At 75.4% G+C, this 26,616-nt stretch carries 26 protein-coding genes; 14 read left to right on the top strand and 12 right to left on the bottom strand.

What is annotated here, in order from left to right:
- Positions 1 to 107 precede the first annotated feature (107 nt).
- The 5 genes from moeZ to ACFV4G_RS09480 all read right to left on the bottom strand — a co-directional run bounded on the left by moeZ (position 108) and on the right by ACFV4G_RS09480 (position 6,595).
- On the bottom strand, positions 108 to 1,286 hold the full coding sequence (gene moeZ / locus ACFV4G_RS09500; RefSeq protein ID WP_380438241.1) for an adenylyltransferase/sulfurtransferase MoeZ: 1,179 nt from the start codon (positions 1,284 to 1,286) through the stop codon (positions 108 to 110).
- A 244-nt stretch (positions 1,287 to 1,530) separates the two neighbouring features.
- On the bottom strand, positions 1,531 to 2,532 hold the full coding sequence (locus ACFV4G_RS09495; RefSeq protein WP_380438239.1) for an NAD-dependent epimerase/dehydratase family protein: 1,002 nt from the start codon (positions 2,530 to 2,532) through the stop codon (positions 1,531 to 1,533).
- Between the two features lie 130 nt (positions 2,533 to 2,662).
- Positions 2,663 to 3,769: a hypothetical protein gene (locus ACFV4G_RS09490; protein WP_380438237.1), complete on the bottom strand. Its 1,107-nt coding sequence runs from the start codon at positions 3,767 to 3,769 to the stop codon at positions 2,663 to 2,665.
- A complete protein-coding gene (locus ACFV4G_RS09485) occupies positions 3,769 to 5,451 on the bottom strand; it encodes a DUF3492 domain-containing protein (protein WP_380438235.1) in 1,683 nt (560 codons plus the stop codon). Before ACFV4G_RS09485 ends, ACFV4G_RS09490 begins: the two co-directional genes overlap by 1 nt.
- Positions 5,452 to 5,677: 226 nt before the next feature.
- Positions 5,678 to 6,595, bottom strand: a complete 918-nt coding sequence (locus ACFV4G_RS09480; protein ID WP_380438233.1) for an alpha/beta fold hydrolase — start codon at positions 6,593 to 6,595, stop codon at positions 5,678 to 5,680.
- A 234-nt stretch (positions 6,596 to 6,829) separates the two neighbouring features.
- Here ACFV4G_RS09480 and ACFV4G_RS09475 point away from each other — a divergent pair, with 234 nt between their 5' ends.
- The 3 genes from ACFV4G_RS09475 (at position 6,830) to ACFV4G_RS09465 (ending at position 8,318) form a co-directional block, all read left to right on the top strand.
- The gene (locus ACFV4G_RS09475; RefSeq protein ID WP_380438231.1) at positions 6,830 to 7,471 is read left to right on the top strand and encodes a TetR/AcrR family transcriptional regulator; all 642 of its coding nucleotides are present in this window, start codon (positions 6,830 to 6,832) and stop codon (positions 7,469 to 7,471) included.
- Positions 7,472 to 7,635: 164 nt separating this feature from the next.
- Positions 7,636 to 7,863: a DUF3107 domain-containing protein gene (locus ACFV4G_RS09470; RefSeq protein ID WP_359963217.1), complete on the top strand. Its 228-nt coding sequence runs from the start codon at positions 7,636 to 7,638 to the stop codon at positions 7,861 to 7,863.
- A gap of 128 nt (positions 7,864 to 7,991) precedes the next feature.
- Entirely contained in the window at positions 7,992 to 8,318 is a 327-nt protein-coding gene (locus ACFV4G_RS09465; RefSeq protein WP_380438229.1) for a hypothetical protein, read from the top strand.
- Positions 8,319 to 8,339: 21 nt separating this feature from the next.
- Here ACFV4G_RS09465 and ACFV4G_RS09460 read toward each other — a convergent pair whose 3' ends face one another.
- Positions 8,340 to 9,065 carry a ferritin-like fold-containing protein gene (locus tag ACFV4G_RS09460; protein WP_380438227.1) on the bottom strand — a complete coding sequence of 242 codons (726 nt, stop codon included), beginning with the start codon at positions 9,063 to 9,065 and terminating at the stop codon, positions 8,340 to 8,342.
- 709 nt (positions 9,066 to 9,774) lie between these two features.
- Between ACFV4G_RS09460 and ACFV4G_RS09455 the strand changes: the two genes are divergently transcribed.
- The 5 genes from ACFV4G_RS09455 to ACFV4G_RS09435 all read left to right on the top strand — a co-directional run bounded on the left by ACFV4G_RS09455 (position 9,775) and on the right by ACFV4G_RS09435 (position 15,162).
- Positions 9,775 to 11,727 (top strand): DEAD/DEAH box helicase, encoded by a 1,953-nt coding sequence (locus ACFV4G_RS09455; RefSeq protein WP_380438225.1) that lies wholly within the window; start codon positions 9,775 to 9,777, stop codon positions 11,725 to 11,727.
- Positions 11,728 to 11,883: 156 nt separating this feature from the next.
- A complete protein-coding gene (locus tag ACFV4G_RS09450) occupies positions 11,884 to 12,795 on the top strand; it encodes an alpha/beta fold hydrolase (protein WP_380438223.1) in 912 nt (303 codons plus the stop codon).
- A gap of 343 nt (positions 12,796 to 13,138) precedes the next feature.
- Complete coding sequence (locus ACFV4G_RS09445) at positions 13,139 to 13,297, top strand: hypothetical protein (RefSeq protein WP_359963543.1); 159 nt, start codon at positions 13,139 to 13,141, stop codon at positions 13,295 to 13,297.
- A 319-nt stretch (positions 13,298 to 13,616) separates the two neighbouring features.
- Positions 13,617 to 14,255, top strand: a complete 639-nt coding sequence (locus tag ACFV4G_RS09440; protein ID WP_380438221.1) for a DUF6758 family protein — start codon at positions 13,617 to 13,619, stop codon at positions 14,253 to 14,255.
- A 46-nt stretch (positions 14,256 to 14,301) separates the two neighbouring features.
- Positions 14,302 to 15,162, top strand: coding sequence for a PHP domain-containing protein (locus tag ACFV4G_RS09435; protein ID WP_380438219.1), 861 nt, complete (start codon positions 14,302 to 14,304; stop codon positions 15,160 to 15,162).
- Positions 15,163 to 15,298: 136 nt separating this feature from the next.
- Here ACFV4G_RS09435 and ACFV4G_RS09430 read toward each other — a convergent pair whose 3' ends face one another.
- A complete protein-coding gene (locus ACFV4G_RS09430; protein WP_380438216.1) occupies positions 15,299 to 15,937 on the bottom strand; it encodes a suppressor of fused domain protein in 639 nt (212 codons plus the stop codon).
- Between the two features lie 347 nt (positions 15,938 to 16,284).
- On the opposite strand from ACFV4G_RS09430, the gene corA reads away from it, so the two are divergent.
- Positions 16,285 to 17,409, top strand: a complete 1,125-nt coding sequence (gene corA / locus ACFV4G_RS09425) for a magnesium/cobalt transporter CorA (RefSeq protein WP_380438214.1) — start codon at positions 16,285 to 16,287, stop codon at positions 17,407 to 17,409.
- A 26-nt stretch (positions 17,410 to 17,435) separates the two neighbouring features.
- Here corA and ACFV4G_RS09420 read toward each other — a convergent pair whose 3' ends face one another.
- Complete coding sequence (locus ACFV4G_RS09420) at positions 17,436 to 18,359, bottom strand: DMT family transporter (protein WP_380438212.1); 924 nt, start codon at positions 18,357 to 18,359, stop codon at positions 17,436 to 17,438.
- A gap of 135 nt (positions 18,360 to 18,494) precedes the next feature.
- Between ACFV4G_RS09420 and ACFV4G_RS09415 the strand changes: the two genes are divergently transcribed.
- The 4 genes from ACFV4G_RS09415 (at position 18,495) to ACFV4G_RS09400 (ending at position 22,306) form a co-directional block, all read left to right on the top strand.
- On the top strand, positions 18,495 to 19,028 hold the full coding sequence (locus tag ACFV4G_RS09415) for a hypothetical protein (protein ID WP_380438210.1): 534 nt from the start codon (positions 18,495 to 18,497) through the stop codon (positions 19,026 to 19,028).
- A gap of 137 nt (positions 19,029 to 19,165) precedes the next feature.
- Complete coding sequence (locus ACFV4G_RS09410) at positions 19,166 to 20,461, top strand: magnesium transporter MgtE N-terminal domain-containing protein (protein ID WP_380438208.1); 1,296 nt, start codon at positions 19,166 to 19,168, stop codon at positions 20,459 to 20,461.
- A 40-nt stretch (positions 20,462 to 20,501) separates the two neighbouring features.
- Positions 20,502 to 21,089: a DUF1003 domain-containing protein gene (locus ACFV4G_RS09405; protein WP_380438280.1), complete on the top strand. Its 588-nt coding sequence runs from the start codon at positions 20,502 to 20,504 to the stop codon at positions 21,087 to 21,089.
- Between the two features lie 56 nt (positions 21,090 to 21,145).
- On the top strand, positions 21,146 to 22,306 hold the full coding sequence (locus ACFV4G_RS09400; RefSeq protein WP_380438206.1) for an Mrp/NBP35 family ATP-binding protein: 1,161 nt from the start codon (positions 21,146 to 21,148) through the stop codon (positions 22,304 to 22,306).
- An 89-nt stretch (positions 22,307 to 22,395) separates the two neighbouring features.
- Here ACFV4G_RS09400 and ACFV4G_RS09395 read toward each other — a convergent pair whose 3' ends face one another.
- The 4 genes from ACFV4G_RS09395 to sigE form a co-directional block, all read right to left on the bottom strand.
- Entirely contained in the window at positions 22,396 to 23,073 is a 678-nt protein-coding gene (locus tag ACFV4G_RS09395) for a hypothetical protein (RefSeq protein WP_380438204.1), read from the bottom strand.
- 225 nt (positions 23,074 to 23,298) lie between these two features.
- Positions 23,299 to 23,736, bottom strand: coding sequence for a sec-independent translocase (locus ACFV4G_RS09390; protein WP_380438202.1), 438 nt, complete (start codon positions 23,734 to 23,736; stop codon positions 23,299 to 23,301).
- Positions 23,737 to 23,889: 153 nt separating this feature from the next.
- A complete protein-coding gene (locus ACFV4G_RS09385) occupies positions 23,890 to 24,891 on the bottom strand; it encodes a zf-HC2 domain-containing protein (protein WP_380438200.1) in 1,002 nt (333 codons plus the stop codon).
- The gene (gene sigE / locus ACFV4G_RS09380) at positions 24,888 to 25,619 is read right to left on the bottom strand and encodes an RNA polymerase sigma factor SigE (RefSeq protein ID WP_380438278.1); all 732 of its coding nucleotides are present in this window, start codon (positions 25,617 to 25,619) and stop codon (positions 24,888 to 24,890) included. Before sigE ends, ACFV4G_RS09385 begins: the two co-directional genes overlap by 4 nt.
- Positions 25,620 to 25,907: 288 nt before the next feature.
- Between sigE and ACFV4G_RS09375 the strand changes: the two genes are divergently transcribed.
- Positions 25,908 to 26,540, top strand: coding sequence for an O-methyltransferase (locus ACFV4G_RS09375; RefSeq protein WP_329928162.1), 633 nt, complete (start codon positions 25,908 to 25,910; stop codon positions 26,538 to 26,540).
- Positions 26,541 to 26,616 lie beyond the last annotated feature (76 nt).

The following is a 26,616-nucleotide window of genomic DNA, read 5'->3' as shown; positions in this document are numbered from 1 at the left end:
TGGTCCCGGCGCACCCGCGCCTTGTGCGGTCTCGGAAACACGCGGGTTTCGGGGGGGGGGCCCACGCGCCCGGCGGTGGGGCCCTCCTCCGTACGTGCGCGCCGGGCCTAGTAGACCGGCTTGTGCGGCTCGATCTGGTTCACCCAGCCGAGCACGCCGCCGCCGAGGTGCACGGCGTTCGAGAAGCCCGCGGCCTTGACCACGGCCAGCACCTCGGCCGAGCGCACGCCCGACTTGCAGTGCAGCACGATCTTCTTGTCCTGCGGCAGCTTCTCCAGGGCGTCGCCCATGAGGAACTCGTTCTTCGGGATCAGCACCGCGCCGGGGATGCTGACGATCTCGTACTCGCCGGGCTCGCGGACGTCGATCAGGAAGATGTCCTCCTTCTCGTCCTGCCACTCCTTCAGCTGCTTCGAGGTGATCGTCGAACCGGCGGCGGCGGCCTGCGCCTCCTCCGACACGACGCCGCAGAAGGCCTCGTAGTCGATCAGCTCGGTGACCGTCGGGTTGTCGCCGCAGAGCGCGCAGTTCGGGTCCTTGCGGACCTTCACCTGGCGGTAGTTCATCTCCAGGGCGTCGTAGATCATCAGCCGGCCGACCAGCGGGTCGCCCACGCCGGCCAGCAGCTTGATGGCCTCGGTCACCTGGATCGAGCCGATCGACGCGCACAGCACGCCCAGCACGCCGCCCTCGGCGCAGGAGGGGACCATGCCCGGCGGCGGGGCCTCCGGGTACAGGCAGCGGTAGCAGGGGCCGTGCTCGGCCCAGAAGACGCTGGCCTGGCCGTCGAAGCGGTAGATCGAGCCCCACACGTACGGCTTGCCGAGCAGCACCGCGGCGTCGTTCACCAGGTAGCGGGTGGCGAAGTTGTCGGTGCCGTCCACGATCAGGTCGTAGCCGGAGAAGATCTCCATGACGTTGGAGTTGTCGAGGCGCTCCTCGTGGAGGATCACGTCGACGTAGGGGTTGATCTCCTTGACCGAGTCCCGCGCCGACTCCCCCTTGGAGCGGCCGATGTCGGACTGGCCGTGGATGATCTGGCGCTGCAGGTTCGACTCGTCCACCACGTCGAACTCGACGATGCCGAGCGTGCCCACACCGGCCGCGGCGAGGTACATGAGCGCGGGCGAGCCGAGGCCGCCGGCGCCGACGCAGAGCACCCTGGCGTTCTTCAGCCGCTTCTGCCCGGCCATGCCCACGTCGGGGATGATCAGGTGGCGCGAGTACCTGCGGACCTCGTCAACGGTGAGCTCGTCGGCCGGCTCGACCAGGGGTGGCAGCGACACGGAAACTCCGATGGTCGTCGGTTTCAGGTGGCCGGGGCCAGCCTGTCTGTGGGCATGTTGCTCCGCCACTCGGGTGGCTCTGCTACGCCAACAGTGTCACGCCCCTCCGGTATTCCGAGACAGCCCGTCCGATGGGCGAGACGGGCGGCGTCGGATCGTGGACCCGCCGCCTCGGCCCCCCCGGACGGCGCCCCGGCCCCTCCCAACGGGCCGGACGCGCCCGCCGGGCCGCCGCCCGGACCGCTCAGACCCGGCAGGCCGTCTCCAGCCAGACGTCCCCGAGCGACTCCTCCAGCGGCACCTGCGTCCGCCATCCGAGACGGTCCCTGGCGGTGCGCACGTCCGCCTGCCGCCACGGCACCGGCTCCCCCGGGGCCGGCCGGCCCTCGGCCCGCGGCCCCTCCGGGCGGTGCCCCGGCAGGTACGGCCCCGGCGCGTGCCCGGGCGGGTGGTCCCCGCCCGCCGCGACGGCCTGCGCGGGCAGCAGGACCTGCCGGTTCTCCTCCACGACGGCCCCCTCGAAGCCCGCCGCCCGCACCAGCAGCTGCGCCGCGTCCCGGGCCCGGACGGCGTGCCCGCTGCCGATGTTGATCACCCCGGTCGCGGCCGACACCGCCGCCGACTGGATCGCCCGCGCGACGTCCCGCACGTCCACGAAATCCCGGTATCCGGACAGGTCCGGCATCCGCACCTGCGACTCGTCCCGCTCCAGCGCCCGGCGCAGCCCCTCCGCGAGCCGTCCGAACAGCGAGGCGGTCGGCGCCCCCGGGCCCACCACGTCGAACACCCGCAGCACCGTCGCGTCCAGGCCGGAGGCCAGCACCAGCTCCGTCCCGGCCAGCTTGGACACCCCGTACGGGCCGACCGGCCGCGGCTCGGCCTGCTCCGACACCGGCACCCCGCCGGGCACCGGTCCGTACTCGGCCGCCGAGCCGACGTGCACCAGCCGGGCCGGCTCCCGGCTGCGCCGGATCGCCTCGCAGACGGTGGCGACCGCCAGCGTGTTCGCCCGGATCAGGGTGCGCGAGCTGCCGTAGGTGGCGCCCGCGCAGTTGATCACCACCTGGGGGGCGACGGCGTCCAGGAAGCGCGCCAGCGCGCCCGGGCTGCCGGTGGTCAGGTCGAAGCGGATGTCGGCCGAGTCGCGCCGGCCGAGGACCGTCACCTGCAACTCCTGGTCCAGCAGCAGACGGTCGGTGACGCGGCGGCCGATGAAGCCGTCGGCACCCAGCAGCAGCACCCTCATCGGGGGTGTCCTTCCACGAAGCGAGGTCGGGGTCGACCTGGCGGGCTGAAATCGGGCATGTACGGGGGCCGGTTCGACGGCCGGGGTCCAGGGGATCGGGGCGTGCGGGCGGACGGACGCGCGGTACGGGTCAGCGGTGCGCCTCGGCGCGGCCGAGCACCGCCCAGGCGTACCCGAGCAGCACCGCCGCGACGCCGCCGCCGCCGAGCAGAGCGGCCGACGGGCCGGAGCGGCCGAGCCCGAGCACCGCCAGGGTGGCGGCCGGGCCCGCGAGCGCGCCCAGCGCGGCCGCGGTCCACCGGCCGCAGCGCGCCAGCAGCGCGGGCAGCACCAGCAGCAGACCCAGCACGCCCTGCGCCGCCCACGGGAGGGCGCCGGAGCGCTCGGCGGCCACGTGCAGCAGCCCGCCCCCGTGGGACGGCCCCGGGCGCGGCGCGACGACGGTCAGCACGGCGAGCGCGGCGAAGGTCAGCACCGCGAGGACGGCGAGGTGCAGGGCCACCGCGACCGGCAGCACCGGCCGCATCCGGGCCCGGAACTCGGCCAGCGTGCCCGCCGCGCCCAGGTGGCCCCGGCCGACCTGCCGGTACCACCGGGCCGCCCGCTCGGCCGACCCGGCCGACGCGGCGGCCGCCAGCGCCAGGGCGATGGTCAGCGGGCGGTCCCCGCCGGGCAGCGCGGGCGGGAGCAGCAGGAGGGCGGCCAGGCCGAGGCCGTAGGCGAGGGCGGCGGGGCGCCAGCGGGTGCCGGTGCCGGGCGGGGCGGCCTCGGGGCCGAGGCCGTCGGGGGCGGCGGGGCCGGCGAACGGTGGCCGGGGCGGGCCGGCCGGCCGGTCCGCGGTGAGGGCGGGGACGAGCACGAGCGGGACGGCGGCGGTCAGCAGCACCGGCCAGCGCGCCCCGAACCAGGCCACCGCCGCGCACGGCGGGGCGGCCAGGGCGACGGCGACGAGCGTGGCCCTGGCGGCGGCGCCGCACTCCCGGCCGGGGGGCTGCGGCGGCACGTACGGGCGGCGCGGCACGCGCGCGTACAGCTCGTCGGCCAGCGCGAACAGGTCGGCGTGCCGGCAGCGGGCCGCCGCCTCGGCGCCGAGGCCCGCCTCCTCCAGCCCGGCGGCGATCTCCAGCGGGTCGACGGCCCGCTCGCACAGCGCCCGGTGCTCGGCCATCACCTCGCGCACCGGATCGCCCGAGGGGCGGCCGGCACCGCCCCCCGCCTCCGCGCCGCCCGCGGACATCAGACCGCCTCCGCGAGGGCGCCGGGGTCCGTCTCCAGGCTCCCGCCGTCCGCCCGGAGGGCCGCCGGACGGGCGGGGGTCCGCAGCCGGCCCCCGCGCTCCCGCGCTCCGTCGCCGCCGTCCTCGGCCGCGTCGTCGGGGGCGCCGCGGCCGACCCCGTCGGCGCCGCCGCGCAGCCAGAACTCGGCGGGCCGGGCGAACGGGCGGGGCGCCTCGCCGGGCGTGCCGCCGCCCCCGCCGCCGGGGAAGGCCGGGAACTGCGAGACGAGCTCCAGGTAAATCTCCCGGAAGGCGCCGATCACCGGTTCGACGGCGAAGCGTTCCTGCGCCCTGAGCCGTCCGGCGAGCCCGAGCCGCGAGCGCCGCTCCTCGTCGCGCAGCAGCGCCAAGCAGGCGCCGGCCAGGGCGCTCGGGTCGCGCGGGGGCACCAGGAGCCCGGTCGGTCCGACCACCTCGCGGGCCACCCCGACGTCGGTCGACACGACCGCCCGGCCGCTCAGCATCGCGTCCGCGAGCAGCCGCGGCCGGCGCTGGGCCAGCGCGGAGAACACCGCCACCGTGCCGCTCTCCCAGGCCGCGGCGAGCGAGTCGGGCCGCCCGGCGAAGTCCACCCCCGCCGCGATCCCGAGCCGGTCGGCCAGCGCCGCGCAGTGCGCGAGGTAGCCGGGCCGCGCCTCCTCGCCGTGGACGACGAGCCGGGCGTCGGGGAGTTCGGCCCGCACCCGGGCGAAGGCGTGCAGCATCAGCTCGGTGTCGCGGCCGGGTTCCAGGGCGCCCGCCCAGGTCAGGGTCGGCGCGGCCGGTTCCGGTCCGGCGGCGGGCCGGGACACCGCGGGCGTGCCCTCGTACACCACCCGGGTGCGCGCCGGGTCCGCCCCGCAGCGGCGCTGCCACTGCTGGTCGTGCGCGCTGCCCGGGGTCAGTATCGCGGCCTGCCGGTACGTCTCCTCGGTGAGCGCCCGGAAGAAGGCCAGCAGCAGGGCCCGGACGGGCCACCGGTAGGGCGCCTCGCGGTAGCCGAGGTACTGCTCGCGCAGGTGCAGCCCGTGCTCGGTGACGACGAACGGGACGCCGTGCAGGTGCCGGGCCACCAGGGCGGGCAGCGCGGCCGGGCCGCCGCCCACGACGTGGCACAGGTCGGCGCCGCCGAGGCCGCCGGGCCCGGTGCCGTACCAGGGCGCGGACAGCGGGCGCAGGCACTGCTCCAGGAGGTCGGCGGCGACCAGGACGTCGCACACCAGCGGCTGCCCGGCCGAGGTGTCCGCGCCGGGCAGCCGCCAGACCCGCTCCAGGGCGCGGCGGGCGTGCGCGGAGGCCAGGAACGCGGACAGGCCGGCGTCCTCCCGGGCGAGCGCGGCCAGCCGGTACAGCCCGGCCCCGAACCCGTCGCGCTCGCCCGGCAGGACCAGGGCGCGCACCAGTTCCTCGTACGCCCGCGCGTACTGGCGTCTGCGGAGTGCGCCGGGGGCCCGCCCGGCCGGCCTGCGCCCCCACAGCGCCAGTTCGTGGACCCCGCGCCAGGCGGGCGAGATCCGGTCCCCGACGCCGAGGGCGTCCGGGCCCGTGAGCAGGTAGAGCTCGAACCCGTGCTCCGGCAGGCCCTCGGCCAGCCGGTCGCACCAGGGTCCGGTGCCACGGCCCGGGTACGGACGGGCACCCTCGGTGAGCAGCGCGACGCGCACGGAAGACCTCCTCTTGCTGCCCCTCCCGGGGGCTGCGGAAGCTGGTGGCCGACCGCCTGCTGCCCGCCGTGTGGCGCGGCGTGTGTGGCTCTCCCCCCACACCTGTTCGGTCCGGCAGCAGAAAGGTAGGACCGGCCCGCGGCCATCCATCGGTCACATGCCTGGTTGCCACCTGAACGAGTGAACCGGCGTGACCTCGCCGCGAATGGGGCCGTTAGCGCCGCCGCTACCGGGCGCGGGCGGCCAGCAGCTCCCGCACCTCGCGCGCCACCTGCCCGGGGTGCTCCATCATCGCCACGTGCCCGGACTCCGGGAGCACCAGCAGCCGGGCGTCCGCGAAGGCCGCGCAGGCCCGCCGGGCCGAGCGGTAGGAGACGAGCTTGTCGCGCAGCCCGTACACGAGCAGCACCGGCACGCGCACCTGCCCGGCCTGGCGCCACAGCGCCTGCTCGCCGCGCTCGGTGTAGGCGGAGACGATCCCGCGCACCGAGCCGACCAGGGCCCGCGCCGCGTGCGGCACCGCGAGCCGGCGCCGGTACTCGGCCACCACCTCGGCCCGGGTGGCCGCGGGCAGCCCGTCCGGGTCGCCGTAGACCAGCCGCAGGATGCCGTCGGCGGCCTCCTCGGGGCCGCGCGCGCCCGCCGGGAGCCGGCCCAGCAGACCGGGCAGCCCGGGCACCGCGAGCAGGCCGGTCGGCCAGGCGGTGCGCTGCGGCGGCAGCTCGGGCAGCGCGGGCGAGACCAGGGTGAGGGTGCGGACGAGGTCGGGGCGCAGGGCCGCGAGCCGGACGGCGACGGCACCGCCCAGCGAGTTGCCGAAGAGGTGGACGGGCCCGCGGCCGGCGGCCTCCAGGTAGCCGATGACGGTCCGGACGTGGCCGTTGACGCTCAGGTCGCCGTCCGCGGGCGGCGCGGAGGCGCCGAAGCCGGGCAGGTCCACGGCCTCGCCGTCGATCCGGTCGGCGAGCAGGCCCATGAGGGCCCTCCAGTTGCCGGCCGAGCCGCCGAGCCCGTGCACGAACAGCCCCGGCTCCCGCCCGTCCGTCCCTCTCCCGCCGGGCCCGCCCGCACCGGCCGGCCGGTGCACCGCGAGCACCGCGCCGGGGACCTCGACCGACCGTATCTGCTGCTCAGCGCCGCTCATGGTGGACGATGGTAGTGAGCGCCGGCCGGGCGGCCGCCGCCGGGCGGGCACCCTGCGTGGCCGGGCCGTTCCACCCCCGTCACACCACTGCCGATGCCGAGGTCAGCGCCGTATTGTGGGCTCCTGACAAGGAGGCCGGGGGCTTTTCTCACGTCCGCCGAACGCGGACGCGGTTACCGAAAAGTAGAATCGGTCACCTCGCAGCCCCGTACGAACCCCGAAGTGAGGAGCGCCGTGACGGCCATCCAGGAGGCGCAGGAGCGCCCGCGCGGTGCCCGCCTGCCGCGAAGCGCCCGCCGTGAACAACTGCTCGGTGCCGCCCAGGAGGTGTTCGTCGCGCAGGGCTACCACGCGGCCGCCATGGACGACATCGCCGACCGCGCCGGGGTCAGCAAGCCGGTGCTCTACCAGCACTTCCCCGGGAAGCTGGAGCTCTACCTGGCGCTGCTGGACAAGCACTGCGACGCCCTCGTGGAGTCGACCCGCGAGGCGCTGTCCACCACGATCGACAACAAGCTGCGGGTGGCCGCGACGATGGAGGCGTACTTCAACTACGTCTCCAGCGAGTCGGGCGCCTTCCGGCTGGTCTTCGAGTCGGACCTGACCAACGAGCCGGCCGTGCGCGAGCGGGTCGAGCGGGCCTCGGAGGCCAGCGCGACGCTGGTCAGCCAGGTGATCCAGGAGGACACCGACCTGCCCGAGGCGGAGTCCAAGCTGCTCGCCGCCGGGGTCTGCGGCCTCGCCCAGATCACCGCCCGCTACTGGCTGTCGCAGGGCCTGGAGATCCCGCGCGACGAGGCGGTCCGGCTGGTCGCCAGCCTCGCCTGGCGCGGTCTGAAGGGCTTCCCGATGCACCCGGCCGGCGAGTCGGCCTAGGGCCGGCCCGCGGCCGCGGTGGGCTCCGGTGATCCGCTGACCTTCGCCTCCGCGGTGATCGCGTGCTCTATGGTGAAGCCGTACGGCGCGGTCGTCGCGAACGCTTGTCCCAGGCGCTCCGGTGCCCGCGCGTGGATGGCTGCAACCCCGGAGGGACGGAAGCCGTGGAGGTCAAGATCGGCGTGCAGAACGCGCCGCGCGAGATCGTGATCGAGAGCACGCAGACTGCCGATGAGGTCGAGAGCGCGGTCGCCAAGGCGCTGGAGGGCAGCTCGAAGCTCTTCTCGCTGACCGACGAGCACGGCCGCCGCGTCATCGTCCCGGCCGAGCGCCTGGCGTACGTGGAGATCGGCGAGCAGGCCGTCCGCAAGGTCGGTTTCGGCACTCTCTGAGTCGCCCGCCCGGTGCCCCGTTCCCCCCGAGGGAGCGGGGCACCGTTGCGTGTACGGCCGGTCGGACCGGGGTAGGGCGCAGGTGCGGCCGTTCGAGTGCCGCGCGCCCGTCCCCCGGGGAGGCAGCCTTGCTGGTCGAGTCGATCGTCTTCGCCCTCGTCGGCCTGGTCGTGGGCCTGGCCGCGCTCCTGGCGCTGCCGGCGTACTTCCCGGCGGCCCGCGCCCTGGTGCTCGGCACCGCGGTGGCGGCGGCGCTGGTCGGCGGGGCGGTCGCGGCCTTCGGCCTGGCCGGGCGCTACCCGGCCGGAGCGGCCTTCGCGGCGGCGGTCGCCTCGGTGGTGCTCACCTCGATGCTGGCCCGGCCCGACGTGGCCGCCGGCCGGGCCCCGGCGCACCGGCACCACCCGCACCGCGGGGGCGCCCACCGCGCGCCGCGGCGGCACCGGCCGGCGTAGGGCGCGTCGTCGGGACGGGCCCTAGGAGGCCAGGCCGAGGGCGGCCATCCGCCTGGTGTGCGCCTCGGTGATCCGGTTGAACATCTTGCCGACCTCGACCAGGTCGAAGCCCTGCACCTGCACGCCGCCGACCAGCAGGTTGGACAGCGCGTCACGCTCGGCGACCACCCGCTGGGCCTGGCTGAGCGCCTCGCCCATCAGCCGCCGGCCCCACAGGGCGAGCCGGCCGCCGGCCCGCGGGTCGGCCTCGATCGCCTGGCGCACCTTGTCGACGGCGAACTGGGCGTGGCCGGTGTCGGACATGACGCCGAGGACGAGGTCCCGGGTGTCGTCGTCGAGGCGGACGGCCACCTCGCGGTAGAAGTCCGTCGCGATGGCGTCGCCGACGTAGGCCTTGACCAGGCCCTCCAGCCAGTCCGAGGGCGCCGTCATGCGGTGGAACAGCTCCAGCGGCTCGACGAAGGGGCGCATGGCCTCCTGCGGGTCCGCGCCGATCTCGGCGAGCCGGTCGTGCAGGCGCTGGTAGTGCTGGAACTCGGAGGAGGCCATCCGGGCCAGGGCCGCCTTGTCGGCGAGGTCGGGCGCCAGCTTGGCGTCCTCGGCGAGCCGCTCGAAGGCGCTCAGCTCGCCGTACGCGAGGGCGCCGAGCAGGTCCAGCACCGCCGCGCGGTAGCCCGGGTCGGCCGAGCAGCTCGCCCAGTCACCGATCGAGCCGGCCTCGTCCTGCGTCTCACCATGGGTCTCCATGACCCGCCACCTTAGTCCCGCCCGCCCGGCTCCCCCACACGGACCGGCAGCCCCCGGGCGTGCCGGGTGACCACCCGGAACGCCCGGTCACGCGCCGGTCGCCGGGGGCAATGTCAGACGCGTCACGTGTTCGAGTCGTCGCCTGACTGTATGGTGGTACGGAGCCCCGTCGTGCTCGCACGGTGTCACCGCCGTCTCGGTGTCCCGCGCAAGCCCGCTCCCCAGCGGCACCGTCCCCTCGGACGTGTCCGCATCGGAGGCACGGGTACTCACGTACGCGGATGCCCGGTCGGAGAGCCGATCGGCTCCGACCATGGCTTGGACTTCAAGCCTTGGCACCGCATCAGTGGCCGAGCGAGGGCCGCCGAGACCGCGCCCACCCGGCGGAGGTCCCGCGCAGGTCCCTCACGGGAATCCTCCCCGACGCCGCCGGCGACGCGCCCCGCCATCGGGCCGCGCGCACCGGCCGGCCGCAGGGACCGGCGCGGTTGTGCGTCCGCGCAGCTGTTTCAGGACCGTCCAGGTCCGTACGCAGCCGCGCGCCCGCCCGCCCGCCGCTCGCTCTCGGCCCCTCCCACACGGAAGAGGCAGCACCCTGTCCACCACCGCTGAACCCATCAAGACGACGTTCCGAGAGCTGGGAATCCTCCCGGAGACCGCCGAGGCCCTGGAGGCCGTCGGCATCGTCCACCCGTTCCCCATCCAGGAGATGACCCTGCCGGTCGCGCTGACCGGCCACGACGTCATCGGCCAGGCCAAGACCGGCACCGGCAAGACCCTCGGCTTCGGCCTCCCGCTGATCGAGCGGGCCGTCGTGCGCGCCGACGTGGACGCCGGCCGCGCCACCGAGGAACAGCTCACCGACTTCCCGCAGGCGCTGATCGTCGTCCCGACCCGCGAGCTGTGCACCCAGGTCACCAACGACCTGCAGACCGCCGGCAAGGTCCGCAACGTGCGCGTCCTCGCCGTCTACGGCGGCCGGGCGTACGAGCCGCAGGTGGAGGCGCTCACCAAGGGCGTCGACATCGTCGTCGGCACCCCGGGGCGCCTGCTCGACCTGGCCGGCCAGAAGAAGCTCAACCTGTCCAGGGTCCGCGCGCTGGTCCTGGACGAGGCCGACGAGATGCTCGACCTGGGCTTCCTGCCCGACGTCGAGAAGATCATCACCATGCTGCCGGCCAAGCGGCAGACCCTGCTGTTCTCGGCCACCATGCCGGGCCAGGTCATCAACCTCGCCCGCCGGTACATGAGCCAGCCGACGCACATCCGGGCCGCCGCGCCGGACGACACCGGCGCGACCGTCGCCAACATCGAGCAGCACATCTTCCGCGCGCACTCGCTGGACAAGGTCGAGATGGTCTCGCGCATCCTGCAGGCCGACGGCCGCGGGCTCGCGATGATCTTCTGCCGCACCAAGCGCACCGCCGCCGACGTGTCCGACCAGCTGACCCAGCGCGGCTTCGCGGCCGGCGCGGTCCACGGCGACCTCGGCCAGGGCGCCCGCGAGCAGGCCCTGCGGGCCTTCCGCAACGGCAAGGTCGACGTGCTGGTGTGCACCGACGTCGCCGCCCGCGGCATCGACGTCGAGGGCGTCACGCACGTCATCAACTACCAGTGCCCCGAGGACGAGAAGACCTACCTGCACCGGATCGGCCGCACCGGCCGGGCCGGCGCCTCCGGCACCGCCGTCACCCTGGTCGACTGGGACGACATCCCGCGCTGGCAGCTGATCAACAAGGCGCTGGACCTGCCGTTCAACGAGCCGGAGGAGACCTACTCCACCTCGCCGCACCTCTACGAGCTGCTGAAGATCGCGCCGGGCACCAAGGGCATCCTGCCCCGCTCGGAGCGCACCCGCGCCGGCCTGGGCGCGGAGGAGGTCGAGGACCTCGGCGAGACCGGCGGGCGCGGGGCGCGCTCCGGCCGGGGTGGCCGCGGCGGGTCCGCCGGCTCGAACGGCTCGGGCGGCTCCGGCGGCTCCGGTCGCTCCGGCCGTCCGGGCGGCCCGGCCGTCGAGGCGGCCGAGGAGAAGCCGAAGCGGACCCGCGAGCGCCGGCGCACCCGGCGGGGCTCCGAGGTCGGCGCCGAGGGCGAGGCCGCTGCCGCGGTGACCGCGTCCGCCGCGACGGCCCCGGCCGTCGAGGGCGCCGAGGGCGAGGCCGCGCCGCGCCGTCGTCGCCGCCGCTCGCGCGGTGGTGCGTCGGGCGCCGAGGCTGCCGTGGCCGAGGCCGCGGTGGTCGAGGCCGCCGAGGCCGTCGTCGCCGAGGCCGTGGCGGCCACCGAGGCTCCGGCCGAGGAGAAGCCGGCCGCGCGCACCCGGACCCGGACGCGGAAGCCCAAGGCGGAGGCCGTGGTCGAGGCCGCCGAGGCCGTCGTGGCCGAGGTCGTGGCGGAGGCCGTCGTCACCGAGGCTCCGGCCGAGGAGAAGAAGCCCGCCACCCGGACGCGCACCCGCAAGCCGAAGGCCGAGACCGTGGCCGACGCCGCCGTCACCGAGGCCCCGGCCGAGGAGAAGCCCGCCACGCGCACCCGGACCCGCAAGCCCAAGGCCGAGGCCGTCGCGGCCGAGACCGAGGCTGCGGCCGCCGAGACCGCCGAGGTCCCGGCCCCGCGCCGCCGGACGCGCGCCCGCAAGGCCGCCGAGGCGACCCCGGAGAGCTGACGCACCCACCCCGGAGGGGGTGGGCGGGCCGACAACGGGCCTGCCCACCCCCTCCGGCGTTCCCGGGGCGTGGAGACGGGCCCCAGGACGTGGAGACACGCCCTAGGCTCGGGCTTCGCCCGGGTAGTCGTACGACGCACGCAGGAGAGCAGGCCCATGAGCACGCCGCCGTTCCTCACCCTTCCCCGTTGTGCCCGCGCCGTGCGGGTCGCGACCGAGCGGGGCGGATTCGCGGCGCTGCGGGCCGAGCCGGCCGGCGAGGTGCGTGGGTCGGCGCTCCTGGTGCCCGGGTTCACCGGCAGCAAGGAGGACTTCATCGCGCTGCTGGAGCCGCTCGCGGCGGCCGGGTACCGGGTGACGGCCGTCGACCAGCGCGGGCAGCACGAGACCGGCGGGCCCGACGATCCGGCCGCGTACGCCGTCGGGGCCCTCGGGGAGGACGTCCGGGCGCTCACCCGTGCCCTCGCCGGGGAGGCCGGCGACGGCCGGCCGCTGCACGTCGTGGGGCACTCCTTCGGCGGGCAGGTGGTGCGGGAGGCGGTGCTCGCGGCGGCGGCCGAGGGGGCCCTGCCGTGGGCCTCGCTGACGCTGATGTCCACCGGCGCGGGCGCCATCGACCCGGCCGAGGCGGCCCGCACCAAGCTGCTGCTGGACGCGCTGCCGGTGCTGAGCCTGGAGGAGATCTGGCAGGTCATGCGGCAGATGGAGGAGGGCGGCGGCGATCGGAAGGAGCGCCCGGCCGCCGACGTCGCCGCGTTCCTGCACCGCCGCTGGCTGGCCAACGTGCCGCGCGCGCTGGCCGTCACCGGCGGCCACCTGGTCGCCGGGCCCGACCGGGTCGACGAGCTGGCCGCCGCCACCGCCGGGCTGCCCGTGCTGGTGCTCTCCGGCGTGCGGGACCACGCCTGGCCGGTGCCGGCGCAGACGCGCATGGCGGAGCGGCTCGGCGCCCGCCGCGTGGTCGTCGAGGACGCCGGCCACTCCCCCAACGCCGAGCGCCCGGCCGCGACGGCGCAGGCGCTGGCCGCGTTCTGGGCCGGTGGCGGGGCCTCGCCCGACGTGGTCTGAACCACTTCTCGAAGTTCGACCGCGTTCAACAGAGGACAAAAGTCGTTAGTTACGGTAATCTTTGATTCTGTCCGGGAATCATCGCCGGCCCTCCGCGGGTTTCAATCCACTGAAACCAGTACTTAACGGACGGGCAACGGCCCGGAAGCACCGCCACGACACCGTGGTCCACGAGGCACCAGCAGCACCGGGCAAGCAGGGGGAGCCCTTGCCGCAGCAGACCGCCACACGTACGAGCCGCGTGATCCGGCCCCATCGCCGGACCGCCCGCAAGACCCTGGAAGGGCTGATACCGACTCAGCCGCAACCGCCCCGCGACGCGGGGCGAGGAAAGGAGACGCCCATGACGAAGCCCATGCGTTTCGAGATCGTCCGGCTGGACGACGCCAACGGCTCCGCGACCGACCGCCTGATCGCCGACGCCGAGACCGTCCGCGAGGTCGTGCAGGCCGCCGCCCGCACCGGCGAGCGCCTGCTCATCCGTCCGTGCCCGACCGTCTGACCCCGCGCGGCGCCTCCGACCGGGAGACCCCGCCCGCCGCCGACGAGCCCGGAGCGTCCGATCCGGACGTGCCGAAACCCGACTGACGCCCCGTCACCGCTATCGCCGATGACGGGGCGTCAGTGCGTCCGGGCCCGGCCCGGCCCCACCGGCCCGACGTTTGCCGCCCCCCGCCGCTGGACATCCCCCAACCTGAGCCGCCCGCACCCGCGCCCACCCGCGCCGGGCCGGGCGTCCCGCCACCGACAGGTGCCGCCGAACCCTCCGTACGGGTGATCGTCCTTGACGCGGCGGTCCGGAGGGAGGAGCGTTGTCGGCTATGAGGGGCGAGCCCAGCTGCCCGAGGTGCGCCGGTCGGGTCCGCGCCCCCGGCCTGTTTTCGGACACCTGGCAGTGCGACCAGCACGGAGCCGTGCACCCGATGCAGCCGGTGCTGCCCCCGAGCGTGGAGGCGCTCGGCGTGGCCGTCGCCCGTTCCCAGGTCCCGGTGTGGCTGCCCTGGCCGCTGCCGGTCGGCTGGCTCTACACCGGCATCGCGCACGTCGGCGACGACGTCTCCGGCGCCCGCGCCACCGCCGTCGCCTGTTCCGGGCCGGCCCCGCTCGGCGGTTTCGGCGAGCTGGTGCTGGTGGCGGAGGAGCTGGGCGTCGGCCTCGGCGCCCGCTACGCCGGGATGCCCGGTCCCGACCCGGGCGAGTCCGTCGCCCTCTACAAGCCCGCCGACGCCAAGCTGATGGCCGCCGGGCGGCCCACCCCGATGTTCCACGTCCCGGACGCCCCGGCCGACCGCGCCGTGTTCGTCGGCGAGGCCCGCGGGCTCTGGCTGTGGGCCGTCGCGTGGCCCGAGCAGTCCGCGCTGGTGATGTACGACGAGCTCGTCCTCACCGACCTGCGCGAGGCGGGCGCCGAACTGGACCTCCTGCCCTGCGGGGCCCTCTCCCCCCGGCTCCTGGGCTGAGCGCCCTATCCTGGGCCGCATCCGCGAGCTCCAGGAGGTCCGACCCGTGCGCATCGACCTGCACGTCCACAGCACCGCGTCCGACGGCACCGACAGCCCGGCCGAGCTGGTCGCGGCGGCGGTGGCCGCGGGCCTCGACGTCGTCGCGCTCACCGACCACGACACCGTCGCGGGGCACGCCGAGGCCGCCGAGGCCGTGCACGCGCTGCCGCCCGGCACCGCGCTGACCCTCGTGCCAGGGGCCGAGCTGTCCTGCGTCGTGGACGGCATCAGCATGCACCTGCTGGCGTACCTGTTCGACCCGGCCGAGCCGGCCTTCGCGGCCGAGCGGGAGCTGGTGCGCACCGACCGGTTCCGGCGCGGGCAGGCGATCGTCGAGCGCTGCCGGGAGCTGGGGGCGGACATCGACTGGGAGCAGGTGAAGCGGATCGCGGGCGAGGGCTCGGTGGGCCGGCCACACATCGCGAGCGCGCTGGTCGAGGCCGGCGTGGTGGCGACCGTCTCGGACGCCTTCACCGCCGAGTGGCTCGCCAACGGCGGCCGGGCGGACGTCCGCAAGCACGAGACCGACCCGGCCGAGGCGGTCCGGCTGGTCCGGGCGGCCGGCGGCGTGCCGGTGTTCGCCCACCCCGGCGCGGTCAAGCGCGGGCGGACCGTCTCCGACGAGGTGATCGCCGGGCTCGCGGCGGCCGGGCTGGCCGGGCTGGAGGTCGACCACACCGACCACGACGAGGAGACCAGGGCCCGGCTGCGCGGCCTCGCCGGCGAGCTCGGGCTGCTGGTCACCGGGTCCAGCGACTACCACGGCGAGCGCAAGACCGTCCGGCTCGGCGAGCACACCACCGACCCCGGGGTGTACGAGGCGCTGCTGGCCCAGGCCACCGGCGCGAAGCCGATCGGGGGCTGAGCCCGCGCGCGGAGCCGCGCGGGCGTGCGGGAGCGCCGGGGCGGGGTGCGCCCGGAGCGCGCGCCCGGGCGTGCCTTCCGGTCCGGATCGCAGGGCCCCGGCCTGAGCCGAGAGCCGCACCCCGGGTGGCGCCCCGTCAGTCCAGGCGGACGCCGCGGCGTTCCGGGTCGCGCAGGTCCGTACCGTGCTCCAGCCAGCGCTCCTGGAGGGCGGCGGCGCCGTGGACGCGCTTCCAGCCGGCCTCGTTGGGGGTCATCGGCAGCAGCGGGAGGAAGCGCACCGGGTCGGCCGGCTCGTCCAGGTCGAGGTCCGGCACCAGGCCGCCCGGCTCGGCGACCAGGACCGAGGTGAACGGCGCGCCCGCCCACAGCGGGGAGCCCAGGTCCAGCGAGCCGCCGGGGGCCACCACCAGGCCCTCCACCTGCGGCGTGGCGGCGAAGGTGGCGAGGCTGCGCAGCACGTCGTCGCGTCCGCCGCGGACGGTCAGGACGAGTTCGGCGCGCGGGCCGCGCACCTGGTCGGCGACCATCGCGGTCGGGTCGGCCATCGGGACGGCGGCCATGCCGAGGGTCGTGTAGCGGACGAGGCCGCCAGCGTCCGGGCCGAAGCGCAGCAGCTCGATCCGGTCGGTGCCGAGGAAGGTGACCGCGGCGCGGCCGCTCGGCTCGCCGAAGGTGGCGATCAGCCGGGCCTCGACGGCCGCCAGCACCGCCTCCCGGGAGAGTTCCGGGGAGGAGCCGTGGGGGTCGCCGAAGATCGGGAAGTCGTGCGCCATGCCCGTGAGCGTATCCCGCGCACCGGGCCCGGCGCCGGTCGCCGGCCGGATGTTAGGGTGAGCGACTGGCCACCGGGAACCATGAGTTCGGGCCTTCCGGGGCCGCGGCGCGAAGGAGGTGGTTGCGGTGGATACCGGCCGAGATCGGAGTACCGGCAGCTCTCCCCTGCGCCCTTCCCGCACGTCCCGCCCCGCCCGCTGATCCCGTAGCGGCGACCGGGGGCGGCCCGCGGAGAAACCGGCCGGGAGAGCTCCCCGCCCTTCACCGGTGTTCCTCGCCGTCGCACCCGCGGCCCTCCGCCCGCTCGCGCCGCACGTGCGGCGGCTCCTGTTCCAGGGAGCCTGCCATGTCGATGATCAACAACCTGCGCGCCGCCGTCCGCCCGGGCCGCCGCCGTCCGGCCACCGGCCGCTACGACACCGTGCCGCCGGGTGATGCCGGCTCGGCCGTGGTGGACTGCGCGGTCTACCAGGACGGCCGTCGGCACGGGCAGCGCTGCAGCCCGCGCGAGGCCGCCCGGCGGGTCCGGGCCGCGCGTCAACTGCCGGGCGGAGCGGGCTCGTTCAGCTGGATCGGACTGCACGAGCCGACCGAGGAGGAGTTCGAGGGCATCGCCCAGCGCTTCGGGCTGCACCCGCTCGCGGTCGAGGACGCGGTGCACGCGCACCAGCGGCCCAAGGTCGAGCGCTACGACGACGTGCTGTTCGCGGTGTTCAAGACGATCCGCTACGTCGAGCACGACCAGCTGACGCCGACCAGCGAGGTCGTGGAGACCGGCGAGCTGATGGTCTTCGCCGGGCGGGACTTCGTGATCACCGTCCGGCACGGCGGTCACGGCTCGCTCCAGGACCTGCGCCACCGGCTGGAGGCGGACGCGGACGAGGCCGGGCTGCTCGCCAAGGGCCCGGCCGCGGTGCTGCACGCGATCGCCGACCACGTCGTGGACAACTACCTGCTGGTCGCCGAGCGGCTGCAGAACGACGTGGACGAGATCGAGTTCGACGTCTTCTGCAACCGCGGCGGGCGCGGCACCGACGTCGGCCGGGTCTACCAGCTCAAGCGCGAGGTGCTGGAGTTCAAGCGGGCGGTGGTCCCGCTGCTGCGCCCGATGCAGCAGCTCTCGGAGCCGCAGCAGGGGCTCGTCGACCCGGACGTCCAGAAGTACTTCCGGGACGTCGCCGACCACCTGGCGCGGGTGACCGAGCAGGTGCACGGCTTCGACGAACTGCTCAACTCACTGCTCCAGGCGAACCTCGCGCAGGTGTCCGTCGCGCAGAACGAGGACATGCGCAAGATCACCGCCTGGGCCGCGATCTTCGCCGTGCCCACCATGATCACCGGCGTGTACGGCATGAACTTCGACTACATGCCCGAGCTGCACCACCGGTTCGGCTACCCGCTGGTGCTCGGCACGGTGGCCGTGATCTGCGTGGCGATGTACCGCGGCTTCCGCCGCAACGGCTGGCTGTAGCGCACGCCCCGGCCGGCGGGACGCCGTCAGCGCCGCCCGGCGCGGGCCACCAGCACCAGGCCGAGCAGGATCAGCACCACCGCCGGGTAGGCGGCCGCCGGGGGCCACTGGCCGAGCCAGAGCGCCGCGATCAGCGCCGCGCCCGGGGCCTCCAGCAGGATGGCGGTGGAGGTGACGGACGGGCCGAGCGTGCGCACCACGCGGTTGCTCAGCGAGTGGCCGAGGAACTGCGCGGCGACCATCAGCAGCACGATCTGCCACCACACCCCGGCCGGCCAGCCGGACATCCGCGTCCCGGCGGCCAGGCAGATCCCCAGCAGCACGACCGCCGTGGTGGCGTAGCAGACCAGTGTGTACGCGGTGGTGCTGACGGTCTTGCGGACCTCGGCGCCCAGCAGCATGTACCCGGCCGCGGCCAGGCCCGCGCCGAGCGCGAGGGCGTCGCCGAGGAGCGCGCGCGGGGAGAGCGAGAGGTCGACGCCGGTGAGCACCAGCACGCCGGCGAAGGCGGCGCCCATGCCGAGCCAGACCATCCGTGGCGCCCGGGTGCCGAACAGCCGCATCAGCAGGATCGTCCACAGCGGGGACGTGGTGACCAGGGCGGTCGCCGAGGCCACCGAGGTCATCCGCAGGCTCGGCATCCAGAGTGCGAAGTGCAGCGCGAGCAGGGCGCCGGCCGCGGTCGCGAGCAGCAGCGCCCGCCGGCCGATCCCGCGCAGCTCGGCGCGGTGGCGCAGCAGCGCGTACGGGGCGATCACGCCGACCGACATGACGTTGCGCCAGAACGCGATCGCGAGCGCCGGCGCGGCGGTGGCGCTGATCAGCGGGCCGGAGAGCGAGATGCCGCTGATGGAGACGGCGAGCAGCAGGAGGTCGAGGGTGGGCAGCGGGTGCGAGGGGGACGCACCGGCGGTGGGCGCGGGGGCGGTGGCGGGCCGGGCGGCGGGCACGGCGCTCCTTCGCGGGCGAGGGTGGCTGGCGGGGTGGCTGAGCGGGTCTCACCGTAAGGCCCGTGCCAGAGCGATGGAACTGTCGCCCGACGGGTGAGACGGCCCGTACGAGGTGGAGGCCGTACGCTGTGGGCCATGGACCGTACGCCCGCCACCGCCGACGACTTCCTCGACCAGGCCCTCCTGGAGGAGGCCGCGAAGAAGTCCGGACTGCTCTGGGTCCGCGCCGACGGCCAGGAGCAGTCCCGCCCGGTCTGGCACGCGTGGCACGACGGCGCCGTGGTCGTCGTCGGCGACGGCGGCGAGCAGCCGCTGCACGGCCTGGCCGCCGGCTCCGGCGCCGTGGTCACCGTCCGCAGCAAGGACAAGGGCGGGCGGCTCACCGGCTGGCCGGCCCGGGTCACCGAACTGGCCCCGCACAGCGAGGCCTGGCTGGGCGCGGTCGAGGAGCTCAAGGGCAAGCGGCTGAACGCGCCCGACACCGACACCATCGCCGACCGCTGGGCCCGCGAGTGCCGGGTGCTGCGGCTGGCGCCGGCCGGCGCCCTGGCCGAGCGCCCGGGCGCGATGCCGGACGGCTCGCACGCCGCCGTGCCGCCGGCGACCCCGGCGACCACCCGCCGGCCGATCCCGGCCGGCCTGCCCAAACTGCTGTTCAAGCGCCGCTGAAGGTTCGCCTCCGGTACTCCGTCGCGACAGTGCCTCGTCGGGCCGCTCCCGCACGCCGCGGGTAGCCTTGGCCAACGGGTGCGCCGCGGCGCGCGCCCAGCACGGTTTCGGACCGGTCGAGCGAGTCGAGGGAGTTCATGGCAGGGCCAGGCACCCGGGTCTTCATCTCCCATCTCTCCGCGATCGCGGTCTTCGACCCGAACGGGGACCAGGTCGGCCGGGTCCGCGACGTGGTCGTCACCCTGCGCCTGGGCGGGCGCCCGCCGCGGGTGCTCGGACTCGTGGTCGAGGTGGTCGGGCGGCGCCGGATCTTCCTCCCGATGACCAGGATCACCAGCCTGGAGTCCGGCCAGGTGCTCACCACCGGCGTGATCAACCTGCGCCGCTTCGAGCAGCGCCCCGCCGAGACCCTCGTCCTCGCCGAGCTGCTGGACCGCACCGTCACGTGGTCGAAGACCGACGAGCCGGTCACCGTGCTGGACGTCGGCATGGTCCAGAGCCGGCTGCGCGAGTGGGAGATCAGCAAGGTCTTCGTCCAGGTCGGCCGGGCCGGGCGGCTGCGCAAGGGCAAGGGCGAGCGGCTCACCCTGGACTGGCAGGACGTCACCGGCTTCGCCCTGCTCGAACAGGACCAGGGCGCGGCCAACCTGCTCGCCACCTTCGAGCAGCTGCGCCCCGCCGACCTCGCCGGCGTGATGCACCACCTGTCCGCCAAGCGCCGAGCCGAGGTGGCCGCCGCGCTCGACGACGAGCGGCTCGCCGACGTCCTGGAGGAGCTCCCCGAGGACGACCAGGTCGAGATCATCGGCAAGCTCCAGGAGGAGCGCGCCGCCGACGTCCTGGAGGCGATGGACCCGGACGACGCCGCCGACCTGCTCTCCGAGCTGCCGAACGACGAGGCGGAGCGCCTGCTCCAGCTGATGGAGCCGGACGAGGCCGAGCCGGTGCGCCGCCTGCTGTCCTACGAGGAGGACACCGCGGGCGGTCTGATGACCACCGAGCCGGTCGTGCTGGAGCCGGACGCGACGGTCGCCGAGGCCCTCGCCCGGATCCGGGTGCGCGACCACAAGCCCGCGCTCGCCGCTCAGGTCTTCGTCTGCCGCCCGCCGAACGAGACCCCGACCGGCCGCTACCTCGGCACCGTGCACTTCCAGCGGCTGCTGCGCGAGCCCCCGTACGTCCTGGTCGGCTCGCTGGTCGACGACGACCTCGACCCGCTGCCGCCGGACACCCCGCTGCCGCTGATCACCAGCTACCTGGCGACCTACAACCTGGTCGCGGCCCCGGTCGTCGACGACGCGGACCACCTGCTCGGCGCCGTCACCGTCGACGACGTGCTCGACCACCTGCTGCCGGAGGACTGGCGCGACGCCGCGCTGCACGCCCGGGACCACGACCAGCACGAGACGGAAGGGGCGATCGGTGGACGCTGACCGCAAGGGACGGGCGGACGACGACCCCGCACGCCGGCGACTGCGCGGCGAGCTGCGGGAACTGCGCCAGCTGCGCGAGCTGCGCACCCGCGAGGGCAGCAGCCGCGAGCGCCTGGAGACCTCCCCGATCAGCGGCTCCAACCGCGCCCGGTTCGACCAGCCGCGCACCGCCCGGCCGGGCCTGCTCTCCCTGCCCTCGTACGACCCGGAGGCCTTCGGCAAGCTCTCCGAGCGCATCGCCCGCTTCCTCGGCACCGGACGGTTCATCGTCTGGATGACCGTGGTGATCATCATCTGGGTGGCCTGGAACACCCTGCTCCCGGACGACGTGCGCTTCGACTCCTACCCGTTCATCTTCCTGACCCTGGTCCTGTCGCTGCAGGCCTCCTACGCGGCGCCGCTGATCCTGCTCGCGCAGAACCGCCAGGACAACCGGGACCGCGTCAACATGGAGCAGGACCGGGCCCGCAGCGACCGCAACATCGCCGACACCGAGTACCTGACCCGCGAGGTGGCGGCGCTGCGCCAGGGCCTCGGCGAGGTCGCGACCCGGGACTTCATCCGTTCCGAACTCCAGTCCCTGCTGAAGGAGATCGAGGAGCGCCGGGAGACCAGCGAGGCGCTGTGACCGGCGGCACGCTACCGACGGGTTAAGGGGATCGGCGGGCGCCGTACCATCAAGGCATGGCCAACGAGACAGAGGTCGCGGCCGGCGTCACGGAGGACTCCGTGCGCCAGGCGCTGTCGACCGTCAACGACCCGGAGATCAACCGCCCGATCACCGAGATCGGCATGGTGAAATCGGTCGAGATCGCCGAGGGCGGCGCGGTGCGGGTCGCGGTCTACCTGACCGTCTCCGGCTGTCCGATGCGCGAGACCATCGTCACCCGGGTCCGCGAGGCGGTCGGACGGGTCCCCGGCGTGAGCGGCGTCGAGGTCGAGCTCGACGTGATGAGCGACGAGCAGCGCAAGGAGCTCTCCCAGCTGCTGCGCGGCGGCGCCCCCGAGCGGGAGATCCCGTTCGCCAAGCCCGGCACCCTCACCCGCGTCTACGCCGTCGCCTCCGGCAAGGGCGGCGTCGGCAAGTCCTCGGTGACCGTCAACCTGGCCGCCGCGATGGCCGCGGACGGCCTGAAGGTCGCCGTGGTGGACGCCGACATCTACGGCCACAGCGTGCCGCGCATGCTGGGCGTCGAGGGCCGGCCCACCCAGGTCCAGGACATGATCATGCCGCCGCAGGCGAACGGCGTGAAGGTCATCTCGATCGGCATGTTCACCCCGGGCAACGCCCCGGTCGTGTGGCGCGGCCCGATGCTGCACCGCGCCCTCCAGCAGTTCCTCGCCGACGTGTACTGGGGCGACCTGGACGTGCTGCTGCTGGACCTGCCGCCCGGCACCGGCGACATCGCGATCTCGGTGGCGCAGCTGGTCCCGAACGCCGAGATCCTGATCGTCACCACCCCGCAGATGGCCGCCGCCGAGGTGGCCGAGCGGGCCGGCACGATCGCGGTGCAGACGCACCAGAAGATCGTCGGCGTGATCGAGAACATGTCCGGCATGCCGTGCCCGCACTGCGACGAGATGATCGACGTCTTCGGCACCGGCGGCGGCCAGACCGTCGCGGAGGCGCTCACCCGCACCGTCGGCGCGACCGTGCCGGTGCTCGGCTCGATCCCGATCGACGTCCGCCTGCGCGAGGGCGGCGACGACGGCCGCCCGGTCGTGCTCGCCGCGCCCGACTCCCCGGCCGGCGCCGCCCTGCGCGCCGTCGCCGGCAAGCTCGGCGGGCGCCAGCGCGGCCTGTCCGGCATGTCGCTCGGCCTGACGCCCAGGAACAAGTTCTAGCCGTACGTCACGAGGGGCCGGGTGGTGCGCCACCCGGCCCCTCGGCGCGTTCGCGGACGGGGCGCCGGACCGGTGCCGGTACCGTGGCGCTAGGGGCGGGTGTAGGCGGTCAGGTCCGGGACGGTCGAGAAGCCGGCGCCGTAGGCGCTGACGCCACGGCCGTACGCGCCCAGCAGGACGCCGGGGGCCTCGCCGGCCAGCACCCAGCCGTACTCGGACTCGCGGTAGCGGAACGGCTGCGGCAGCCCGTTCACCGGCAGGCTCAGGGTGGACCAGCCGGGGCCGGCCAGGTCGTCGGCGAGGTCCCACGCGAGGGAGCTCTGCTGTTCCAGCCAGTCCTGGCGCAGCGCCCGGTCCAGCTGGCCGGGCCAGGTGGCGGCGAGCAGGCCGGAGCCGGCCAGCCAGGCGGCGGAGGAGGCGGAGGTCGCCTCCAGGGTGCCGGTGTTGTCGGCGCTGCGGCGGCTGTCGCGGCGGGCGACGGTGACGACGACGGCGAACTTGCGCACGTCGCGCGGCTCGAACTGGCGGGCCGGCTCCTCGCCGTGGCCGAGGGTGCCGTAGTCGACCCCGGCGGACGCCCCGCCGCGGGGGCCGCCGGCGCCGGCCTGCATCAGGTAGCGGCGGCCGGTCCAGCCGTCGTCCAGGCCGTACCACGGGAAGTCGGCGGACAGGTAGGGCACCAGCGGGTCCGCCGGGCCGGCCTGCCCGCCGACCACCGGGCCGCCGGCCGTGGCCGTCGCCCCTCCCGCCTGACTCGTCGCGTCCATCCCCGGGCCTCCTCTAAAGCACGTGTGCCTGCCGGGACCCCGCTCCCTTGGTGGCGGGCCCCGGCGCCCCCGCCGCGCGTCCTGCGGCCCGCGCGGGCGCGGGAACTGACGGACAGCTCGACGGGAACAATCAGCACAATAGCGGCGCGCACGCCGCCGCCCCGCTCAACCGTGCGGGCGAGCGGGGCGGCGGCGTGGCCGAAGAGCGACGGCGCGGGGGCGCGGTCAGGTCGCGTCGGGGTCGAACGGGGGGCGCTCGCCGGGCTGGAGCGGCGGGCCGGCGGAGGCGGCGGCCGGGGCGGCGGCCTTGTCGAAGCTGACGCTGCCGGCGCGGCCGTTCACCGGGCCGGTGGGCTTGTCGTCCAGGACCGACCGGATGTCCAGCGAGTCCTTCATGTCCTTGAGGCCCAGCGGGTCCTCGTTGCCGCCCATGAGCTGCTTGCGGACGAAGGTCTTGGGGTGCAGGTCCTCGAACTCGAAGTCCTTGAACTCCGGGCCGAGCTCGCTGCGGATGTCCTCCTTCGCGCTGTCGGCGAAGGAGCGGACCTTGCGGATGAAGCCCATCGTGTCCTGGATCAGCTTCGGAAGCTTGTCGGGGCCGAAGATGATGATCGCCATGACGATCAGGGTCAGGATCTCCAGCCCGCCTACGTCGCTGAACACCTATGCTCCCTAGCTCGCCGGACGACGGTTCCTACAGGGTAATGGCCATCGGCGGGTCTCCGGTCCACGGTGTGATGAACCCGTGGTAAAGACCGGCCGATGGCCGGAAGCCGTCCGCGAGCGGCGCTGTGGCGCGGGTCTTGAGGACCGGGTCTAGCGGAGTTCCCGGTGCAGGGCGGTCAGCCCGCCCACCGGGCGGTCCGGCAAGGGGGTCGCCTCGCGCGTCGCGGCGACCGGGAAGCCCGGGAAGTCCACCGGGACCTGCGCGTTCATCGGGACCAGCCCGCCACCGCGGCCGGGGGTGCCGGCCGAGCCGACCGGGCTCACCGACGTACCGTGCTGGTCCTCGCTCTGCGCGCTCAGGCCGCCGACGCCGCCCAGCGTCACCGCGGCCACCGAGAAGGCGCCGGCGGCGGCGAAGACGAAGCGGCGCCCGCGCGGCGCGGACGGCCGGACCACGGCCACCGCGGCGGCGGGCTGCGGCCGGGCCGGGGCCTCGGGGCGCGCGGCGCGGCGGCCCATCAGCGGGCGCAGGACGGCCCCGCCGCGGCCGAACGCGCGCGGGTCGACCCCGGGCAGCGGGGTGCCGGCGCCGAGCGCGCCCGCGCCGAAGGAGGCGCCGGCGCCGCGGCCGAAGGAGCCGCCGTCGAGCCGGCTGCCGCCGAGCGTGCCGGGGCCGGTGACGCCGCCGCCGGGCAGGTCGTCGTCGTCCCGGCCGTCGCGCCAGTCGGAGCCGGGCTGCTCGTCGTCCGGCAGGCTCCCGACGGCCATCAGGCGGGCCATCAGGCCCGAGGACGGGCCGGGGGTGCCGGTGCGGGTCAGCAGGTGCTTGACGCCGCGGCCCTCGTCCGCCTCGGCCAGGCACTGCGGGCAGGTCGCCAGGTGGGCCTGGACGCGTTCGCGGGAGTCGTGTCCGAGCTCGCCGTCCAGGAAGGCGGACAGGCGCTCGCCGAGGTGGTGCTCCTCGGCGGCGGGCTCGGCGGGGCGCACGGCCACGGCCCGCAGCTCGGCGTCGCCGGGCAGCGGGGCGGCGGACGGCAGCGGCTCGCCCGGCTCGTCACCGCCGCGGCGGCCGGGCAGGGACCAGCCCCGCCTGGCGGCGGACCGGCCGGACGGCTCCGGACGGCCCGACCCCGAGCGGCCGGTTCCGCTCACGATCGCCTCCGTCCGCGCCCGCCCGGTGCCGCCGGGACCTCGCCGGCGGCGGCGCCCACCGGCACCGGCTCCTCCGAGCCGCCGCGGCGCTCGCGCCCGGGGGCCGAGCCGGGGGCGCGGTGCTTGAGCGCGGCGCGCAGGTGGGAGCGGCCGCGGTGGATGCGGCTGCGGACGGTGCCGAGCTTGACGCCCAGCGTGGCGGCGATCTCCTCGTAGGACAGGCCCTCGATGTCGCAGAGCACCACGGCGGCGCGGAACTCCGGCGCGAGGGTGTCCAGCGCCTGCTGGACGTCGGCGTCGAAGTGGGTGTCGCTGAAGTGCTGGGCCGGGCTGGGCTCGCGGGAGGCGAGGCGCTCGGCCGCGTCGTCGCCGAGCGCGTCGAAGCGGATGCGCTGGCGGCGGCGGACCATGTCCAGGAACAGGTTGGTGGTGATCCGGTGCAGCCAGCCCTCGAACGTGCCGGGGGTGTACGTGGACAGCGAACGGAACACCCGGACGAAGACCTCCTGCGTGAGGTCCTCGGCGTCGTGCTGGTTGCCCGTCAGGCGGTAGGCGAGGCGGTAGACGCGGGCACTGTGGGCCTCGACGATCTCCTCCCACGTGGGGGGAGTCCAGGACTGCGCGTCGGGGCCCTCGGTGAAGGTCGCGAGGGCGGGGGCCTCGGTGGTACCGGCGTCCGGCGTCGCGGCGGCGGGCTGGTCCAGGTCGGAGTGCGCAGGCTGGTTCATCACGGGCTTCGGCGTACGGGCCGACGCGGTGCCGCGGACGTGCCGCCGCACGGGGACGTCGCCCTCGGCCACACCTCCTCGGTCGGCTCTTCTGCCCAGCAGGGCCACCACCATATCCACCTCACCCGTCAAGCCCGGATAAAAGTGCCCGGGAGGTCTCCCGCACCCGGTCCCTCCTCACAACGGCCCGCCGCCGTACGCGGTTCCCGCCCGGCCAGTAATCTGTGGCAGGAAATATCGACATCCCCCGGCACCGGGCCGCCACCCGGGGCTCCGAAAGAGGCAGCCATCAGCGAGTTCGGGCCCGCGCGCGCGGCCCTCGCAGACACCTACGTGGGCGAGGACGCGGTGCTGACCTACGCCCGGGCACAGTCCGCGCGGACGGGGATAAGGGCGATCGGGCCGAGCGGCGGGGCGTGCCTGAGACTGATGGCGGCCGCGCTGGACGCCAAGGCGGTCGCCGAGATCGGTACCGGGACGGGCGTCTCCGGGGTCTACCTGCTGCGCGGGATGCGGCCGGACGGCGTGCTGACCACGGTGGACTCCGAGCCGGTGCGCCAGCAGCTGGCGCGCGAGGCGTACCAGGCGGCGGGTTTCGCGGCCAACCGCTCGCGGTTCATACCGGGACGGGCGCTGGAGGTGCTGCCGAGGCTCGCGGACGGCCAGTACGACCTGGTGTTCTGCGACGGCGATCCGGCGGAGTCGCGGGAGTACCTGGCGGAGGCGCTGCGGCTGCTGCGGCCGGGCGGGATGGTCTGCTTCGAGGGGGTCTTCCAGGAGGGCCGGCTGGCCGAGCCGGAGCTGCAGGACCCGCAGACGGACGCGGTGCGCAACCTGGTCCAGGACGTCCGGGAGAGCGACGGGCTGCTGCCCGCGCTGCTGCCGGTCTCGGACGGGCTGCTCTGCGCCGTCAAACGCTGAGCGCCCCAGGAGCGCCCCCGGGAGCGCCTCCGGGCCGGTCCCGGGCCGGTCCCGGGAAGCCGCCGGCCCGGGCCGA

This window comes from Kitasatospora sp. NPDC059747, assembly GCF_042732955.1.
Taxonomy (GTDB): Bacteria; Actinomycetota; Actinomycetes; order Streptomycetales; family Streptomycetaceae; genus Kitasatospora.
Note: the sequence above shows the minus strand (reverse complement) of the source record. Positions and strands in the feature narration are given on the sequence as shown.